Source organism: Halomonas sp. 25-S5, from assembly GCF_029889845.1.
Classification (GTDB): Bacteria; Pseudomonadota; Gammaproteobacteria; order Pseudomonadales; family Halomonadaceae; genus Halomonas.
Map to the genome: position 1 here is coordinate 82,741 of NZ_JARANV010000014.1, position 15,674 is coordinate 98,414.

At 66.0% G+C, this 15,674-nt stretch carries 15 protein-coding genes; 5 read left to right on the forward strand and 10 right to left on the reverse strand.

From position 1 onward, the window contains the following. Window positions 1-197: 197 nt before the first annotated feature. Both OP498_RS11380 and OP498_RS11385 read left to right on the forward strand, forming a co-directional pair. Entirely contained in the window at window positions 198-752 is a 555-nt protein-coding gene (locus tag OP498_RS11380; RefSeq protein ID WP_280553593.1) for a hypothetical protein, read from the forward strand. A gap of 97 nt (window positions 753-849) precedes the next feature. Further along, window positions 850-1,437, forward strand: coding sequence for a DUF4202 domain-containing protein (locus OP498_RS11385; RefSeq protein ID WP_280550368.1), 588 nt, complete (start codon window positions 850-852; stop codon window positions 1,435-1,437). Between the two features lie 25 nt (window positions 1,438-1,462). On the opposite strand, the gene OP498_RS11390 is transcribed toward OP498_RS11385, so the two are convergent. After that, window positions 1,463-2,533 (reverse strand): C45 family autoproteolytic acyltransferase/hydolase, encoded by a 1,071-nt coding sequence (locus OP498_RS11390; RefSeq protein WP_280553594.1) that lies wholly within the window; start codon window positions 2,531-2,533, stop codon window positions 1,463-1,465. A 2-nt stretch (window positions 2,534-2,535) separates the two neighbouring features. Next, entirely contained in the window at window positions 2,536-3,300 is a 765-nt protein-coding gene (locus tag OP498_RS11395; RefSeq protein WP_280553596.1) for a dienelactone hydrolase family protein, read from the reverse strand. Window positions 3,301-3,439: 139 nt separating this feature from the next. On the opposite strand from OP498_RS11395, the gene OP498_RS11400 reads away from it, so the two are divergent. Next, entirely contained in the window at window positions 3,440-4,651 is a 1,212-nt protein-coding gene (locus OP498_RS11400; protein ID WP_280550385.1) for an ABC transporter substrate-binding protein, read from the forward strand. Window positions 4,652-4,742: 91 nt separating this feature from the next. On the opposite strand, the gene OP498_RS11405 is transcribed toward OP498_RS11400, so the two are convergent. From OP498_RS11405 to OP498_RS11435, 7 genes are all read right to left on the reverse strand, one after another. Continuing rightward, entirely contained in the window at window positions 4,743-6,044 is a 1,302-nt protein-coding gene (locus OP498_RS11405) for a branched-chain amino acid ABC transporter permease (RefSeq protein WP_280550372.1), read from the reverse strand. After that, window positions 6,044-7,048 carry a branched-chain amino acid ABC transporter permease gene (locus OP498_RS11410; protein WP_280553597.1) on the reverse strand — a complete coding sequence of 335 codons (1,005 nt, stop codon included), beginning with the start codon at window positions 7,046-7,048 and terminating at the stop codon, window positions 6,044-6,046. Before OP498_RS11410 ends, OP498_RS11405 begins: the two co-directional genes overlap by 1 nt. A 38-nt stretch (window positions 7,049-7,086) precedes the next feature. Next, on the reverse strand, window positions 7,087-7,791 hold the full coding sequence (locus OP498_RS11415; RefSeq protein ID WP_280550374.1) for an ABC transporter ATP-binding protein: 705 nt from the start codon (window positions 7,789-7,791) through the stop codon (window positions 7,087-7,089). A gap of 88 nt (window positions 7,792-7,879) precedes the next feature. After that, a complete protein-coding gene (locus OP498_RS11420) occupies window positions 7,880-8,647 on the reverse strand; it encodes an ABC transporter ATP-binding protein (RefSeq protein WP_280550375.1) in 768 nt (255 codons plus the stop codon). Between the two features lie 229 nt (window positions 8,648-8,876). After that, window positions 8,877-9,194, reverse strand: a complete 318-nt coding sequence (locus OP498_RS11425; RefSeq protein WP_280550376.1) for a hypothetical protein — start codon at window positions 9,192-9,194, stop codon at window positions 8,877-8,879. A gap of 128 nt (window positions 9,195-9,322) precedes the next feature. Beyond that, on the reverse strand, window positions 9,323-11,173 hold the full coding sequence (gene typA / locus OP498_RS11430; RefSeq protein WP_280550377.1) for a translational GTPase TypA: 1,851 nt from the start codon (window positions 11,171-11,173) through the stop codon (window positions 9,323-9,325). 232 nt (window positions 11,174-11,405) lie between these two features. Then, window positions 11,406-12,602: an MFS transporter gene (locus OP498_RS11435; protein ID WP_280553598.1), complete on the reverse strand. Its 1,197-nt coding sequence runs from the start codon at window positions 12,600-12,602 to the stop codon at window positions 11,406-11,408. Between the two features lie 126 nt (window positions 12,603-12,728). On the opposite strand from OP498_RS11435, the gene OP498_RS11440 reads away from it, so the two are divergent. After that, on the forward strand, window positions 12,729-13,010 hold the full coding sequence (locus OP498_RS11440) for a metal-sensing transcriptional repressor (RefSeq protein WP_280550380.1): 282 nt from the start codon (window positions 12,729-12,731) through the stop codon (window positions 13,008-13,010). A 70-nt stretch (window positions 13,011-13,080) separates the two neighbouring features. Here the strand turns inward: OP498_RS11440 and OP498_RS11445 are convergent, their stop codons facing one another. After that, window positions 13,081-13,620 carry a glycosyltransferase gene (locus tag OP498_RS11445; RefSeq protein ID WP_280550381.1) on the reverse strand — a complete coding sequence of 180 codons (540 nt, stop codon included), beginning with the start codon at window positions 13,618-13,620 and terminating at the stop codon, window positions 13,081-13,083. Window positions 13,621-14,175: 555 nt separating this feature from the next. On the opposite strand from OP498_RS11445, the gene glnA reads away from it, so the two are divergent. Then, the gene (gene glnA, locus OP498_RS11450; protein ID WP_280550383.1) at window positions 14,176-15,582 is read left to right on the forward strand and encodes a glutamate--ammonia ligase; all 1,407 of its coding nucleotides are present in this window, start codon (window positions 14,176-14,178) and stop codon (window positions 15,580-15,582) included. The last annotated feature ends 92 nt before the right edge of the window (window positions 15,583-15,674 follow it).

Here is a 15,674-nt window from a genome sequence, read left to right on the forward strand (position 1 = left end):
ACGATGCCAGCGAGATGATGCGGACTTCCGTATCGGCGGCGGGCGGCTGAGGGAGATCCGCCGCAGTGGCCTGCTGTGTGGCGACAGGGGGTAGAGATCGGGATGGGACTGACCTGGCTCAAGGCGGCCCCGCCGGGTGGCAACTACGCTTTCCAGGGCTGAGCACTTGGAGTGCGAGCCACCAGAGGAGACAGACCATGCTATTCCCCCTATCGAGCCGTTCGTTGACCCCCGGCCGTGGCCGGCGGGTCGCCCTAGCCCTGGGCACCCTGGTCGCGCTGGTGGCCAGTGCGTCCAGCCTGGCCGCGGAGCCCGTCCGGCCGGACCTGACGCCCAAGCTGCAGGGCCTGTTGCAGAAGGAGATGATCCAGGTCGAGCTGGCCATGCACGAGGTCTACAGCGCCATCATCCAGGGGCGCCACGCCGTGGTGGCCGAGAAGGGACAAGCGATCCATGACAGCTTCATCCTCTCGCAGTCGTTGACCGATCAGGACCGTCAGGACCTGAAGGCCGCTGTGCCCGCGGAGTTCCTGGAGATGGATGGCTATCTGCACGAACTCTCGGCGTCCCTGGCCGAGGCTGGTCGTGCGGGAAATACCGCCCGGCAGGTGGCGCTATACGGGCGCATGACCGAGTCCTGCGTGGCGTGTCACAGCACCTACGTCACCGATCGCTTCGAGGGGCTCGAAGGCGCCGACATCCCGGCTGGCTGGGGAAGGGCCTCCGGTCAGGGCAACGATCCACAAGATTGACCTGCATGGGGTTTTGCTTCAGAACAGGCGGATATCTCGGCCCGGTGGCGTGATGGCCACCGGGCTGGCCAGCTTGTTCCACACGGAGGCTAGACCCATGCCCCTTTCCCCCCTTGATCAGACCCTCGCCGCCCTGGACGCCCTGCATGCGGAGGACCCGCGCCGTGTAGAGGTGGACGGCGAGCCGTTGCCCCAGGAGCTGTGGCATGCCGGGCGCATGAGTGCTTGGCTGGAGCGCCTGCATGAGCACCCCGACGCGTTGATGTGGTTGGCGGTGCGCGGCCAGCACCTGCAGCGCTGGCAGGTGCCGCGCAGCGACTATCCCGAGGGGCGGGTGGGCTATCTCACCTGGCGGCGCGACCAGGGCCAGCGCGCCGGCGAGACCACCGCCCGGCTGATGCAGGCGGCGGGCTACACCGCCGAGCAGGCCGAGGCGGTGGCACGGATGATCCGCAAGCAGGGCCTGGGGCGCGACCCGGGCACCCAGGCGGTGGAGGACTGCGCCTGCTTGGTGTTCCTGGAGAACTACTTCGGCGACTTCTCGAAGCAGATCGACCATGACCACCTGATCCGCATCGTGCAGATGACCTGGAAAAAGATGTCGCCGCGGGCCCATGAGCTGGCGCTGGGGCTGCCGATGACGGCCGAGGCGCGCGGCCTGGTGGAGGAGGCGTTGGCAGGGTGAACGCCCGCCCGGCGGGGCCGGGCGGTCACTCGGCGCCAAACTGCACGGTCAGGCTCTCGTCACTCTCGCAGGGCTTGCCGTGGCGCAGCGTCAGGCGACGTTGGGTCAGGTTCATCACCACCGAGAACAGCGTCTCCATGCGCTCCTCGGGGGGCTGGTCGGGATTGAAGTGGCGGCAGATGGAGAGCGGGGCGTTGTCGTGGTCGCTCAGGATGGCGAACAGCTCGCCCTCGCCGAGCTCGCCCTCGGCGGGCAGCCGCTCGCGCAGCAGGCTATCCAGCCGCGCCAGGCGCGGGCGGGAATCGGGCCGCGGGAAGTCCTCGACCTGGCGGGTGGCGGCGCGGGCATAGAGGTGGTTGGTGTGGGTGACCAGGCCGCCCTCGGGGGCCAGCCGGCCGGGCTCACCGGGGTGCACCTCCAGGCCGGCGGCCTGGTCCCCCTCGTTGCCGCCCTGGGCACTGGCGATCAGGAAGTGGGCGGGCGAGCAGACCCGGTCGCGGCTGGCCACGGCCACGGCGCCTTCCATGTCGGCGCTCTCGAGGATCTTGCGCAGGGCGACGTGGATGGGCAGCCCCTCGCCGCAGGTCCGCGAGCGGATGGCGTTGAGGCACACGCCGATGCCGTGTTCGTTCATGCCGATCTTGGCCACCATGCCGGCCTCGCCAATGCTGATCAGGGCGGGGGCGTCGAGGCCGCTGATCTCGAGCGCCACCACGTTGTGCAGCTGGTCGGTGCGCCAGTCCCAGTTCTGGGCCAGCCACTGAGTGCCGTTGTGGTTCAGGGCGAAGGCGGAGCAGCCGCCGCTGGCCTGGGTCAGCGAGATCTCGCTGCGGCAGTTGAGGGTGAGGATGTCCTCGAAGTCGAGCCCGGCCCCGTGGGCGATGCCTTGCATCTCCTCGAGGATGGCCGGGAAGCCGCGCTCGATCATCGGCAGGAAGCGGGCGGCCGTGTGGCGCGCCCCGGCCCAGTCCAGGCCCACGAAGTCCCGGAACAGCCGGTCATAGACCTCGAGGCTGTGGGTGATCAGCCCGGCATGGGCGCGGCCGTGGGCCTCGCCGATCTCGGCGCGGCTGCCGGAGAGGGAGGTGATATGCATGGTTACAGCACTTCGTCGAGCATGCCCTGGAAGGCGGACCAGGACTTCTCGTCGGCCCGCTGCTGGTAGCGGTCGCTGCCGAAGACGGTGAAGGCGTGGGGTGCGCCGGAGTAGATCTGGATCTCGTAGGTGACGCCGGCGGCCTCGAGCTTCTTGCCCAGGCTGGCGACGTCGCCCAGGGAGATCGACTGGTCGGCGCCGCCGTGGGCGATCAGGATCGGGGCGGTGTCGCCGCTGTAGGATTGGCCCTCGGGAGTCGCCAGACTGCCATGGAAGGTGGCATAGCCGGCCACATCGTCGGCCGCACCGGAGCGGGCGAGCTCGAGCACCACGGCGCCGCCGAAGCAGTAGCCCATCACCACGGTGGGCCGGGCGGCCCCCTGCTGGCGGGCCTCGGCCAGGCCAGCCAGGGTCAGGCGGCGCATGCGCTCGCGGTCCTCGTAGAGCCGGGCGGTCTCGGCCTTCTTGGCGGTGGTTTCCGCCGGGCGATTGCCCTGGCCGTAGAGGTCGATGGCGAAGGCGTCATAGCCCTGTTCGGCGAGCATGTCGGCGCGCTGGCGCTCGTAGTCATCGAGGCCGTCCCAGTCGTGGATGACCAGCACGCTGCCGCGGGCCTCGCCCTCGGCAGTGGCGAGGTAACCTGCGAAGGCCTCGTTGCCGACGTCATAGGTGACGTCCTGGCCGGCGGGCTCGAAGGCGAAGGCGCTGCCGGTGGCGAGGCCCAGGGTGGCGGCCAGGGTCAGGGTGGCGTGAAGCGGATGGATCATGGTGTGCCTCCAGCGTTGATGGACACCAGTCAGTATAGGCCTCATCGCCAGGAGCGTTGGCGAGGGGAGCTTGTGTTCTGCGGAGAAGGGTTCCAGATTGTGTAGGTGTGTTACTCAAGCAACCTGAGCGAGACAAACAATCATGAAAAAACACGTACTGGCGATGGCAGTCGCCGCGTCCACGGTGGCCCTTTCCGGCATGGCCCAGGCTGAGGTGAAGATCGGCTTCTTGGGGGGCTTCACCGGTCCGATCGAGACGTTGACCCCTCCGGTGTATGATGCCGCGCAGCTGGCCGTGCAGCACGTCAACGAGCAGGGTGGACTCCTCGATGGCCAGATGATCGAGATGCCCACCGGTGACACCACCTGCTCGGACGCTTCGGCGGCCTCCAACGCCGCCGACCGCCTGGTCAACAGCGAACACGTCACGGCCATCGTCGGGGCACTGTGCACCGGTGCGACCATCGCGGCCGCCAACAACGCGGCTATTCCCGGCGGTGTGGTGATGGTCTCGCCGGCCTCCACGGCGCCGGCGGTGAGCGAGCTCGCGGACAACGACCTGGTGTTCCGCACCGTGCCCTCCGACGCCTTCCAAGGCGAGGCGCTGGCCAAGATGCTGCTAGCCAAGGGCATCGACGAGGTGGCGGTCACCTACGTCAACAACGACTATGGCCGCGGGTTGGCCGACGCTTTCGTGGCCACCTACGAGGCCGAGGGCGGCACCGTGGCCGAGAACTTGGCCCACGAGGACAACCGTGCCGATTACCGCTCCGAGCTCGGCACCCTCTCGGCGACCGGCGTGCCCGACCTGGTGGTGCTGGCCTACGGCGACACCTCCGGCCAGACGGTGGTGCGCCAGGCGTATGAGAGCGGCATGTTCACTCAGTACATCGGCGCCGATGGCATGGTGATCTCCGGCCTGCTCGACAACGTGGGCGAGGAGGTGCTCAACGACAGCTTCATCGCTACTCGCCCGGGCAACCCGGACACGCCGGGAACAGAGCGTTTCGTTGAGCAGGCCGAGGCGGGCGGCATCGCCCACGAGGCGGTGTTTGCCGGCCAGGGTTACGACGCCACCTTCCTGCTGGCGCTGGCCATCGAGCAGAACGGCAGCGCCGAGCGCGAGGGCGTGGCCGCGGCGCTACGCAGCGTCTCCTCCGCCCCGGGCGAAGTGATCCTGCCCGGCGAGTGGGAGAAGGCCAAGGAGCTGATCGCCGCCGGCACCGAGATCAACTACGAGGGCGCCTCCGGCAGCCACGAGTTCGACGAGAAAGGCGACGTGCCGGGTGTCGTCGAGGAAATGGCGGTCGAGGACGGCAAGTTTGTCAGCAAGGGCTTCCTGGACAAGTAAACGCGAACCAGGCCCGTCAGCACAGAGGCCCCGGCGGGCAACCGTCGGGGCCTCGTTCGTATGGGACTTCGTCTGCGTGACGTCGAGGCACTTAGCCGTGGTGGCGAACCTTCTCCGGCAACAGCCCCTTGGGCGCATAGCGCAGCACCAGGGTGATCAGCAGGCCGATCACGAACACCCGCGCCTGCAGGGCCCGGCTGTCCAGGTTGGTAGGCGCATCCCAGCCGAAGGCACCCTCGCCGAAGGTGACGGCCAGCTCCATCAGGAACAGCGCCAGCGGCTCGGACATGATCCAGATGATGTACACCGCCACGGCGCCGAAGATGGTGCCCAGGTTGTTGCCGGGCCCGCCCAGGATCACCATCACCAGCACCAGGAAGGTGTGGTTGAGCGGCAGGTAGCCCTGGGGGTCGAACATGCTGTTGAAGCTGGCCAGGGCCGCACCGCCGATGCCCATCAGGATGCAGCCCAGCACAAAGATCTCCAGGCGCCGCTTGTTGATGTCCTTGCCCATGGCGGCGGCGGATATCTCGTTGTCGCGGATGGCGCGGATCATCCGCCCCCAAGGGGCGTGGTAGGCGCGACTGAGCAGGAAGAAGATCGCCGCGATCACCACCGCGGTGATCGAGAGGTAGAGGGCCCGGGCCAGGGTGAAGCCGACCTCGGCCGGGCCCGGCACCGGCCAGGGCAACGGCGAGACGGTGGCGGTGCCGCGGGTTAGCCAGTCGGAGTTCTTGAGGAAGGCCTTGATGATCTCGGCGATGCCCAGGGTGGCGATGGCCAGGTAGTCGCTGCGCAGCCCCAGGCAGACACGGCCGATGAAGTAGCCCACCCCGCCGGCGAGTGCTCCGCCCACGACCCAGCCGATGCCGACCGGCAGGCCGAGGCCGCCGATGAAGCCGGCGCGCGACTCGATCTGGTCGGTCACGCCGCGGAAGGCATTGACCACTACCAGGTAGAGCACCACCCCGAGGATGACGGCGATCAGGGTGCGCAGCTTCCGCGGCACGCCGAGTCGGTCGAGTCGGGTGGCGCCGAACACCACCAGCACGGCAGCGATCATATAGAGCAGCACCAGGCCTAGCTCGCCGGGCAACTCGCTCCCCCAGAAGGCCTCGTTGACCGGGATGCTGAAGAACATGGCACAGAAGCCGCCCAGGGCCACGAAGCCCATCACCCCGGCGTTGAACTGGCCGGCATAGCCCCATTGGATGGTCAGGCCCAGGGCCAGGATGGCGTAGCAGGCGGCCTCCACCAGCATGCGTGTGCTGTAGGCCGCGCCCATGGCGACGTAGACGCCCAGCACGGCCATTAGCACGGCAGCGAAGAGAACGACCTCGCGCATCGGGAAGCGGCGCGGTGCGGCGACGGTATCGGCTCGTTTGGTGTCCATCAGATCACCTTGCCCTTGAAGATGCCGGTGGGGCGCCATACCAGGATGGCGACCAGGATGAAGAAGGGCACCACGATCTTGTACTCGGTGCCGACGAAGGCCAGGTTGCCGGACTGGGTCAGCCATTCCGGCAGGCTGTCGCGAAAGGGGCGCAGCAGCACGCTCCAGTTGAAGACGGCGAGGGTTTCGGCGAAGCCGACCACGAAGCCGCCGGCGACCGCGCCGTAGGGGTGGCCCACGCCGCCGACGATGGTGGCGGCAAAGATCGGCAGCAGCAGGAAGAAGCTGAGGTCGGGCTTGAAGGTCACGTCCAGCGACAGCAGGGTGCCGGCGATGGCGGCAAGCCCTCCGGCGATCACCCAGGTCACGGCGACGATGGTATTGGTGTTGATGCCCGAGGCTTGGGCCAGGTCGGGGTTGTCGGACATGGCGCGCATCGCCTTGCCCAGCCGCGAACGGCTGAGGAAGAGGTGCAGGCCGATGACCGCGACCAGGGTAATCACGAACAGATAGAGCTGCGGTTCGGTGACCACTACAGGGGCCCGCACGCCTTCGAAGGGCAGGGCGAGGCGGAAGATCTCCTTGCGGTCATCGATGTAGAGGCTCTGGCCGCTGGTGCCGGCGAACAGCCGGATCAGGCCCTGAAGCATCAGGGTCACCCCCAGCGAGCCGATCACCAGCACGATCGGCTTGACCCCGTGGGCGCGCAGCGGCTTGTAGAACGCCTTGTCGATGCCCACCGCGAGCAGCGCGGTGAGCGCCATGGCCAGCGGTAGCAGGACCAGCGCGGAGGGCACGCCGAAGGCGGCTCCCGCGCCGGGGAAGGCGGTGGTCAGCAGCAGCACCATGAAGGCGCCGAAGGTCATCATGTCGCCATGGGCGAAGTGGGCGAAGCGCATGATGCTGAAGATCAGCGTCACGCCTACCGCGCCGATGGCATAGATCGAGCCGCTCACGCTGCCTGCGATCACCACGTTGTTGATAAAGAAGACCAGTTCATTCACTTCGGTACTCTCCCACCTTCTCTTTCTTACCTTCAGGGCTAGCCGCCCAGGAAGCTCTTGGCGACTTCCGGGTCGGCCAGCAGGGCGGCGCCGGTATCGGTGAAACGGTTCTGGCCGGCGGCCAGCACGAAGCCTCGGTCGGCGATGGCCAGGGCCTGCTTGGCGTTCTGCTCGACCATCAGGATGCCCACGCCGGCCGAATTGACCAACTTCACATGCTCGAAGATCTCGTTCATGTAGAGCGGCGAGAGGCCGGCGGTGGGCTCGTCGAGCAGCAGCAGGCTGGGCTCGGCCATCAGCGCCCGGCCCATGGCCACCATCTGGCGCTGGCCCCCGGAGAGCTCGCCAGCGGGCTGGTGCCGCTTGTCATGGAGTGGCGGGAAGAAGTCGTAGACTTGCTTGAGCATGCGCTTGACGTTGCCGGGCTTGAGGAAGGCGCCCATCTCCAGGTTCTCCTTCACCGTGAGGCTCGGGAAGACGTTCTTCTCCTGGGGGACGAAGCCCATGCCCTTCTGCACCAGCTTGTTGGGCGGCAGGTTGTGGATCGGCTCGCCACGCAGCAGGATCTCGCCCTGGTTGACATGGAGCAGGCCGAAGATGGCCTTGAGCATGGTGGACTTGCCGGCGCCGTTGGGGCCGACGATCACGCCGATCTCGTTGGCCTCGATGGCCATGTCCACCCCGTTGAGGATGTTCATGCCGCCGTAGCCACCGTACACGTCGCGTGCGTCGAGTAATGGCATTGTCAGACGTTCTCTGGGTGCGTTCTCGTTGTTGGAAAGCGCTGGAATGCGCTGGCCGGGTGCCTGCCCTCGGGCGGCGGCTCTCCCGTCAGGACGCGGCGCCGAAGTAGGCCTCGATGACCTGGGGGTTGTTCTGGATCTCCTCGATGCTGCCCTCGACCATCACGCTGCCTTGGGCGAGCACGATCACCGGGTCGCAGAGCCGGGCGATCATGTCCATGTCGTGTTCGATGACCAGGAAGGTGAAGCCCATCTCGCGATTGAGCCGCTCGATGTTGGTCACCAGGTCGCCGAGCAGGGTGCGGTTGACCCCGGCGGCGATCTCGTCGAGCAGCACCACCCGGGCGTCGGTCATCATGGTGCGGCCGAGTTCCAGCAGCTTCTTCTGGCCGCCGGAGAGGTTGCCCGCCAGCTCGTTGCGCACATGGTGCAGGCCGATGAAGTCGATCACCTCCAGGGCGCGGCGACGCACCTCGGTTTCCTGCATCGTCACCAGGGAGGGCTTGAACCAGGCATTGAAGAGGGTCTCGCCGGCCTGGGCCGGCGGCACCATCATCAGGTTCTCCAGCGCCGTCATCTGCGAGAACTCGTGGGCGATCTGGAAGGTGCGCAGCAGCCCCTTGTGGAACAGCTCGTTGGCGGGGCGGTTGGTGATGTCCTCGCCGTCGAGCAGGACCCGGCCGCTGTCCAGCGGCAGGGCCCCGGCGATGATGTTGAACAGCGTCGACTTGCCGGCGCCGTTGGGGCCGATCAGGCCGGTGATCGAGCCCTGCTCCACCTGGATCGAGCAGTCATTGATGACCCTGAGGCCACCGAAGGCCTTGTGGACGTGCTGGACGTCGATGATGGCTGCCATGTCAGGTTCCGTCGGTTGTTATTCTACAACGTGTGGATGCCGAGGCCGACGCCGGTCAACAGGAAGATGCCCTTGTGGGTCCAGACGTTGTGCGTGCTCTTGGAGATCCAGGGTTGTCTTGATGGCCTTGTGGGCCTGTCTCGCCAACTTTGCGGCACAAGCCCCCTTCCTGGCTAGTCGACTTGCGTTTAGGGGCCGTTGGCGGCGGGGATGGTATCCGCGCGCGGGATCATTCCTGGTCTTCCTCCGGGTGGCTGGGCTCGGGCTCCAGGGCGCGGCAGGCATCCGGCAGGCGCACGGTATCGCCGAGCGCGAGCTTGCCGTGGGACTTCATGCGCCGGCCGTTGTCGGCGGCGATCAGCGCCGCCACCTCGCCGATGCTGGTGCCGTCGACCCAGGCCTCGACTTTCACCCGGACGATGGTGCCCTGGTAGCGGCCCGAGAGGATGTCGCCGGGACGCGGCTCGACGAGCTGCTCGGGATGGCTGGCGTAATGCGCCAGCACGCTGTCGCGGCCGGGGTCGTCCCACTCCACGTGCTTGTGCATGTCGGCTCTCCTTCGGGGGTGGACTTCCAGCCTCCAGCATAGCCGCCGATGCAGTGAACGACAGCCTGCCGCGGGCACAAACGAGAGAGCCCGCCGGGGGCGGGCTCTGACAGGCTGCGCAGCGAACGTTACTTCTTGCTGGCGCGCTTACGCTCGTTCTCGGTGAGGTGCTTCTTGCGCAGGCGAATGTGAGACGGCGTGATCTCGACGAGCTCGTCGTCGTCGAGAAACTCGATGGCCTGTTCCAGCGAGAAATTCACCGGCGGGGTCAGCACGATGTTCTCGTCGTTGCCCGTGGAGCGCATATTGTCGAGCTTCTTGCCCTTGGTGGGATTGACCACCATGTCGTTGGCACGGTTGTTGATGCCGATCAGCATGCCTTCATAGACCTCGGTGGCATGGTCGATGATCAGCTTGCCACGCTCCTGAAGGGCGAACAGCGCATAGGCCAGGGCCTTACCGCCGACCATCGAGACCAGCACGCCGTTGCGACGCTCGACCGCCGCGTCGGGCTTGAGCGGCCCGTAGTGATCGAAGCGGCTGGTGAGGATGCCGGTGCCGGAGGTCAGGGTCAGGAACTGGCCACGAAAGCCGATCAGTCCGCGGGCGGGGATGATGAAGTCCAGGCGCACGCGGCCCTTGCCGTCGGGGTTCATGTTGGAGAGCTCGCCCTTGCGATAGCCGAGCTCTTCCATGATGGCGCCCTGGTGCTGCTCCTCGCAGTCGATGATCACTTCCTCGTACGGCTCCTGCTTGACGCCGTCGATTTCGCGGATGATCACCTCGGGGCGGCCCACGGCCAGCTCGAAGCCTTCGCGGCGCATGCTCTCGATCAGCACCGAGAGGTGCAGCTCGCCGCGCCCGGACACCTTGAACTTCTCCGGCGTTTCGCCCTGCTCGACACGCAGCGCGACGTTGTGGATCAGCTCCTGCTCCAGGCGCTCCTTGATGTTGCGGCTGGTGACGAACTTGCCGTCCTTGCCGGCGAACGGCGAGTCGTTGACCTGGAAGCTCATCGAGACGGTCGGCTCATCCACCGACAGCGGCGGCAGCGCCTCGACGTGGGCGGTGTCGCAGATCGTGTCGGAGATCGCCAGGTTGTCGATGCCGGTGATGCAGATGATGTCGCCGGCGGTGGCCTCGTCGGTCTGCACGCGCTCCAGGCCCATGTGGGTCATCACCTGGCCGATCTTGCCCTTGCGGACGTTGCCTTCCTTGCTGATGATGCTGACCTGCTGGTTGGGCTTCACCGAGCCGCGGCTGATACGCCCCAAGCCGATGACGCCCACGTAGCTGGAGTAATCGAGGGCCGAGATCTGCATCTGGAAGGGGCCGTCGAGCTCGACCTTGGGTGGCTCGACGATATCGACGATGGACTGGAACATGGGGGTCATGTCCTCGGCCAGCTCATCGGGATCCGGCCCGGCGACGCCGTTGAGTGCCGAACAGTAGATGATCGGGAAGTCGAGCTGCTCGTCGCTGGCGCCGAGGTTGTCGAAGAGATCGAAGATCTGGTCGATGACCCAGTCGGGGCGGGCGCCGGGGCGGTCGATCTTGTTGACTACCACGATGGGCTTGAGGCCCTTGTCGAAGGCCTTCTGGGTGACGAAGCGTGTCTGCGGCATGGGGCCGTCGACGGCGTCGACCAGCAGCAGCACGGAGTCGACCATCGACATGACGCGCTCGACCTCGCCGCCGAAGTCGGCGTGTCCGGGCGTGTCGACGATGTTGATGTGGTAGTACTCGCCACCCGGGGCCTGCCAGCGGATCGCCGTGTTCTTGGCCAGGATGGTGATGCCGCGTTCCTTCTCCTGGTCATTGGAGTCCATGATGCGCTCCTGCCCCTCGGCCTTGCGGTCCAGGGTGCCGGACTGGCTGAGGAGCTTGTCGACCAGGGTGGTCTTGCCATGGTCGACGTGAGCGATGATGGCGATGTTCCTGAGAGCGTCTATATTTGAAGGACTTACGGTCGTGCTCATAGGATATGACTCGCTGATATGTACGCACCTATGTACACGTTTTGGAAAGTACCCTAGGCGCGGGGCAGGGATGTAGGGCGCGCATTGTACAGACTACCGGCGCCTAGGAGTAGCACGTTCAGTCGCTTCCCCAAGGCAATCGCATGAACAGAATAGTTCTCATCGGGGTAAAGGGTGAAATGCGCTTTCGGCCTGGTGGGAGCCCTTCTCTCCTTCGTGTGCGACGGCCCGCTCAGGTGCGTGCCGTTGTGGGTTCCGTCGGCCATAGCCGGCTGGCAGCCAGGGTGGCGATCAAGGCCACCGCTGCCAGTGCCGCGAACGCCGCCATCATGCCCATCGAGCTCCCCAGCCAGCCGGCCAGCGGATAGGCGATCAGCCAGCAGGCGTGGGAGAGCGAGAACTGCGCGGCGAACAGTGCCGGACGCTCTTCCGCCTGGCAGGACTGCTTGAGCAGCCGCCCGGTGGGGGTCATCACCATCGAGGCGCCGGACCCCAGCACGAACCACAGCAGCAGCAGGGTGATGAAACCGGGCTCCAGCAGCCCACCGAACAGGCTGAGACTCATGAACACGCCACCGGTCAGCATCACCTGCCGCTGATCGAGTCGCTCGAGCAGGGCGGGTAGCAAGAGTGCTACGACCATGGAGCCGCCCCCGGCTGCCGCGAAGGCGATTGCCACGCTGGTCTCGCTCATGCCGAGCAGATGGCGCACGTAGACGACGGTGTTGACGATCTGCATGGCGCCAGCTGCGGCCACGGCCATGTTGAGGGCCAGCAAGCCCCGCAGGCGTGGGGCGCGCAGGTAGATGCTCATGCCGTGCGTCACCTTGGACCAGACGCCACTCACGAGCGGCTCAGGGTGCGGTGAAGGGAGAGCCACGCTGACGACCAGCGCGGCAGAAAGCAGGAAAGCCACGGCGTTCAGGACGAATAGCGCGTCGAAGGACATCACCACCAGCAGCAGCGCGGCGAAAAGCGGGCTGAGCAGGTTTTCCAGGTCATACGCGAGCCGAGACAGCGACAGCGCTCGCGTGTAGCGCCGTTCGTCCTCGAAGATGTCGGGAATGGTGGCCTGGAAGACCGGTGTGAAACCCGCCGAGCAGGCGTTGAGCAGAAAGATCAGGAGGTAGATCTGCCACACCTCGGTGACGAATGGCAGGCTGACCACTACCGCACAGCGCAGCACGTCAAGGGTAACCAGCAGCGTGCGGCGCGGCAGCCGTGACGCATAGGCACCCGCCACCGGGGCGATGCCCACGTAAGCGATCATCTTGATGGCGAGTGCCGTGCCCAACACCTCGCCGGCACGCTCTCCCGCCAGCTCGCTGGCCAGCAGCGCCAGGCCAACGGTGGTGAGGCCGGTGCCGATCAAGGCGATCACCTGGGCGGTAAACAGGTGCCGATAACGTTTGTCGCGAAAGAGCTCCATGCGTGCTCCCGGTCGGAATCTTTGATGGCAAGCCGCTAACCATATGGGAAGATCGGATCCTTTGACCCTATCCCCCCGGGGGGGATAGGGTCAAAGGCGAGAGGCTCAAGACAACGAGGACATTTGATGCAGGACACGCCACATCGACATCAAAGCCATGACGACGTCGTCAAGCGGCTTAAGCGGGTAGATGGCCACCTGCGTCGGGTCATTGCCATGATGGAAGAGGGTCGGCCCTGCGTGGATCTGGCGCAGCAGTTACATGCCGTCGAGAAGGCGGTGTGCCAGGCCAAGCGCACCCTGATCCAGGATCACCTGGACCATTGCCTGGATGATTCCGTGGCGGCGATCGCCCAGGGTCAGTCGGTCTCGCTCGATGAGTTCAAGCAGATCACCAAGTACCTGTGATCGGAGGAGGTGAACGCGTCGCTGGTCGGTTCAGCAGGAGGTGACGTTGCAGCGGTGAGTCGTCCCCGGCTCACGCCACGATGGCGCTGATCCTGGCCTGACAGGCACGCAAGCGCTCGATCAGGTCGGGCAGGGCGTCGGCGTCGAGTGCCGGATCGCAGCCACCGATGCGCTCGAACCAGGCCCGCGAGACACAGAGGGTGTCCGCGGGTGTCCGGTGGCGCAAGCGTTGCCAGAGCTGCACCAGCCGGCCGCTGCGCGAGGTGGTCAACACCACGGCATCCCGGCTGTGCTGCTCGATGTCCGCCAGCGCCTTGACGAGCCAGCCGACGGGGATGGCGCGCCCTCGGGCCGGGAATAGCAGCGCCTGTCCCTGGCTGTGGGCCACGGCCGTGTTGAGGCGATCCCCCAGCGGGGTCCCCTCGGTGGTCACCAGGCGCGCGTCATGTCCGCTCGCCAGGCGCTGCAGGCGCGGGTCCTCGGTGTCGTCGGCCAGCACCACTTCCAGGCGCAGGTCGGGCCGTTGACGGAGCGGCCTCAGGGCCGCCAGGCGGCGGGGCAGGCCGGCACCCGCGGAGCGGGCATCGAGGAGGATGCTGCAGACGATCATGCTCGTGCCGGCTCCAGTGAAAAGTCACGCGATCGGACTGACATGGCGCCATCTCCGGAACCCGCGCCTTACCTCGGCCGGCGCCGCCATGTAAGTGAGTGTAGTTTTTGGTTGTGAAGCGTATCAATGAGGCGCCGGACTGATATTTCTGTGCGCGAACCATGACCTATCCGGCCGCCTCGGCATGAGGCGCGCCATCAGCGGGCAAGGGGGGGGCAGAATGTTTCAATGTGGTGCGTTAGAGGATCTTTGTGCACCTTTATGGTGCAACGAGGTGTGCGAGGCCCCGGATTTCCGCGTCGAGCTGCAGATGCTGGTACATGGACTGTCCGGGATCGAGGTGCGAAAATCGATAAAAATCAGAATGATATGAGGCAGGTGGAATGAAGCGGTGCAAGATTGGCACGCTGCCTGCATTGCTATGGGCAGTGCCATGTTCGTGCATGGCTTCCGTGGGCAGCACTGCCGCGGCATGTTACAACACGTGCTGGTATTGCCAGCGCCATTGCATTACATCAGCCAACATTTCGAGCCTAGCTCACAGCGGAGGACACCATGTCTGCCAAGACTCTCGCCCTGATTGAAGAACACGACGTGAAGTGGGTCGATCTGCGTTTTACCGACACCCGCGGCAAGGAACAGCACGTCACCATCCCGGCCCGTGACGTCGACGAGGAGTTTTTCGAGAATGGCCAGATGTTCGATGGTTCCTCCATCTCTGGCTGGAAGGGCATCAACGAGTCGGACATGATTCTGCGCCCGGAGGATGGCACTGCCTTCCTCGACCCCTTCACCGAGGACGCCACCCTGGTGCTGCGCTGCGACATCATCGAGCCGGCCACCATGCAGGGCTATGAGCGTGACCCGCGCTCCATCGCCAAGCGTGCCGAGGCCTACCTGCAGTCTTCCGGCCTGGGTGATACCGCCTTCTTCGGTCCAGAGCCCGAGTTCTTCATCTTCGACGAGGTGCACTGGAAGTCCGACATCGAGGGCTCCATGTACAAGATCACCTCCGAGGAGGGCGCCTGGTCCACCGACCGTTCTGTCGAAGGCGGCAACCTGGCCCACCGTCCGCGGGTCAAGGGCGGCTACTTCCCGGTCCCGCCGGTGGACAGCTTCCACGACATGCGCGGTGCCATGTGCAACACCCTGGAAGTCATCGGCCAGTCCGTCGAGGTGCATCACCACGAGGTGGCCAACGCTGGCCAGAACGAGATCGGTGTGAAGTTCAACACCCTCGTGAAGAAGGCCGACGAGGTCCAGGAGATGAAGTACGTGATCCACAACGTGGCTCACGCCTACGGCAAGACCGCCACCTTCATGCCCAAGCCGCTGGTCGGCGACAACGGCAGCGGCATGCACGTCCACCAGTCCTTCTGGAAGGACGGCGTCAACCAGTTCGCCGGTGACGAGTACGCGGGCCTCTCCGAGATGGCGCTCTACTACATCGGCGGCATCATCAAGCACGCCCGTGCCCTGAACGCCTTCACCAACGCCTCCACCAACTCCTACAAGCGCCTGGTGCCGGGCTTCGAGGCGCCGGTGATGCTGGCCTACAGCGCCCGCAACCGCTCCGCGTCGCTGCGCATTCCCTACACCGCGAGCCCCAAGGGCAAGCGCGTCGAGACCCGCTTCCCGGACCCGACCGCCAACCCCTACCTGGCCTTCTCAGCGATGCTGATGGCCGGCATCGACGGCATCAAGAACAAGATCCATCCCGGCGACCCCATGGACAAGAACCTCTACGACCTGCCGCCGGAAGAGGGCAAGGCCGTGCCGACCGTGGCCCACAGCCTCGACCAGGCCCTGGAGGCGCTGGACGCCGATCGCGCCTTCCTCACCGAGGGCGGCGTGTTCACCGACGAGATGATCGATGCCTACATCGAGCTGCTCAGCGAAGACGTGGAGCGCATCCGCATGACCACGCACCCGATCGAGTTCGACATGTACTACAGCTGCTGATCGCCGGCGGCCGAGCGCCCGGACCGGCCGGTCCCGGGCCCGGGGGGTATTGACCACAACACGCACCCCACACAGCGGAGGGGAGAGTATGA

Excerpts from the sequence above, each read along its gene's own strand:
- OP498_RS11380 (WP_280553593.1), top strand. The coding sequence starts at position 198 with ATGCTATTCCCCCTATCGAGCCGTTCGTTGACCCCCGGCCGTGGCCGG.
- OP498_RS11385 (WP_280550368.1), top strand. The coding sequence starts at position 850 with ATGCCCCTTTCCCCCCTTGATCAGACCCTCGCCGCCCTGGACGCCCTG.
- OP498_RS11390 (WP_280553594.1), bottom strand. The coding sequence starts at position 2,533 with ATGCATATCACCTCCCTCTCCGGCAGCCGCGCCGAGATCGGCGAGGCC.
- OP498_RS11395 (WP_280553596.1), bottom strand. The coding sequence starts at position 3,300 with ATGATCCATCCGCTTCACGCCACCCTGACCCTGGCCGCCACCCTGGGC.
- OP498_RS11405 (WP_280550372.1), bottom strand. The coding sequence starts at position 6,044 with ATGGACACCAAACGAGCCGATACCGTCGCCGCACCGCGCCGCTTCCCG.
- OP498_RS11415 (WP_280550374.1), bottom strand. The coding sequence starts at position 7,791 with ATGCCATTACTCGACGCACGCGACGTGTACGGTGGCTACGGCGGCATG.
- OP498_RS11420 (WP_280550375.1), bottom strand. The coding sequence starts at position 8,647 with ATGGCAGCCATCATCGACGTCCAGCACGTCCACAAGGCCTTCGGTGGC.
- OP498_RS11425 (WP_280550376.1), bottom strand. The coding sequence starts at position 9,194 with ATGCACAAGCACGTGGAGTGGGACGACCCCGGCCGCGACAGCGTGCTG.
- typA (WP_280550377.1), bottom strand. The coding sequence starts at position 11,173 with ATGAGCACGACCGTAAGTCCTTCAAATATAGACGCTCTCAGGAACATC.
- OP498_RS11435 (WP_280553598.1), bottom strand. The coding sequence starts at position 12,602 with ATGGAGCTCTTTCGCGACAAACGTTATCGGCACCTGTTTACCGCCCAG.
- OP498_RS11440 (WP_280550380.1), top strand. The coding sequence starts at position 12,729 with ATGCAGGACACGCCACATCGACATCAAAGCCATGACGACGTCGTCAAG.
- OP498_RS11445 (WP_280550381.1), bottom strand. The coding sequence starts at position 13,620 with ATGATCGTCTGCAGCATCCTCCTCGATGCCCGCTCCGCGGGTGCCGGC.
- glnA (WP_280550383.1), top strand. The coding sequence starts at position 14,176 with ATGTCTGCCAAGACTCTCGCCCTGATTGAAGAACACGACGTGAAGTGG.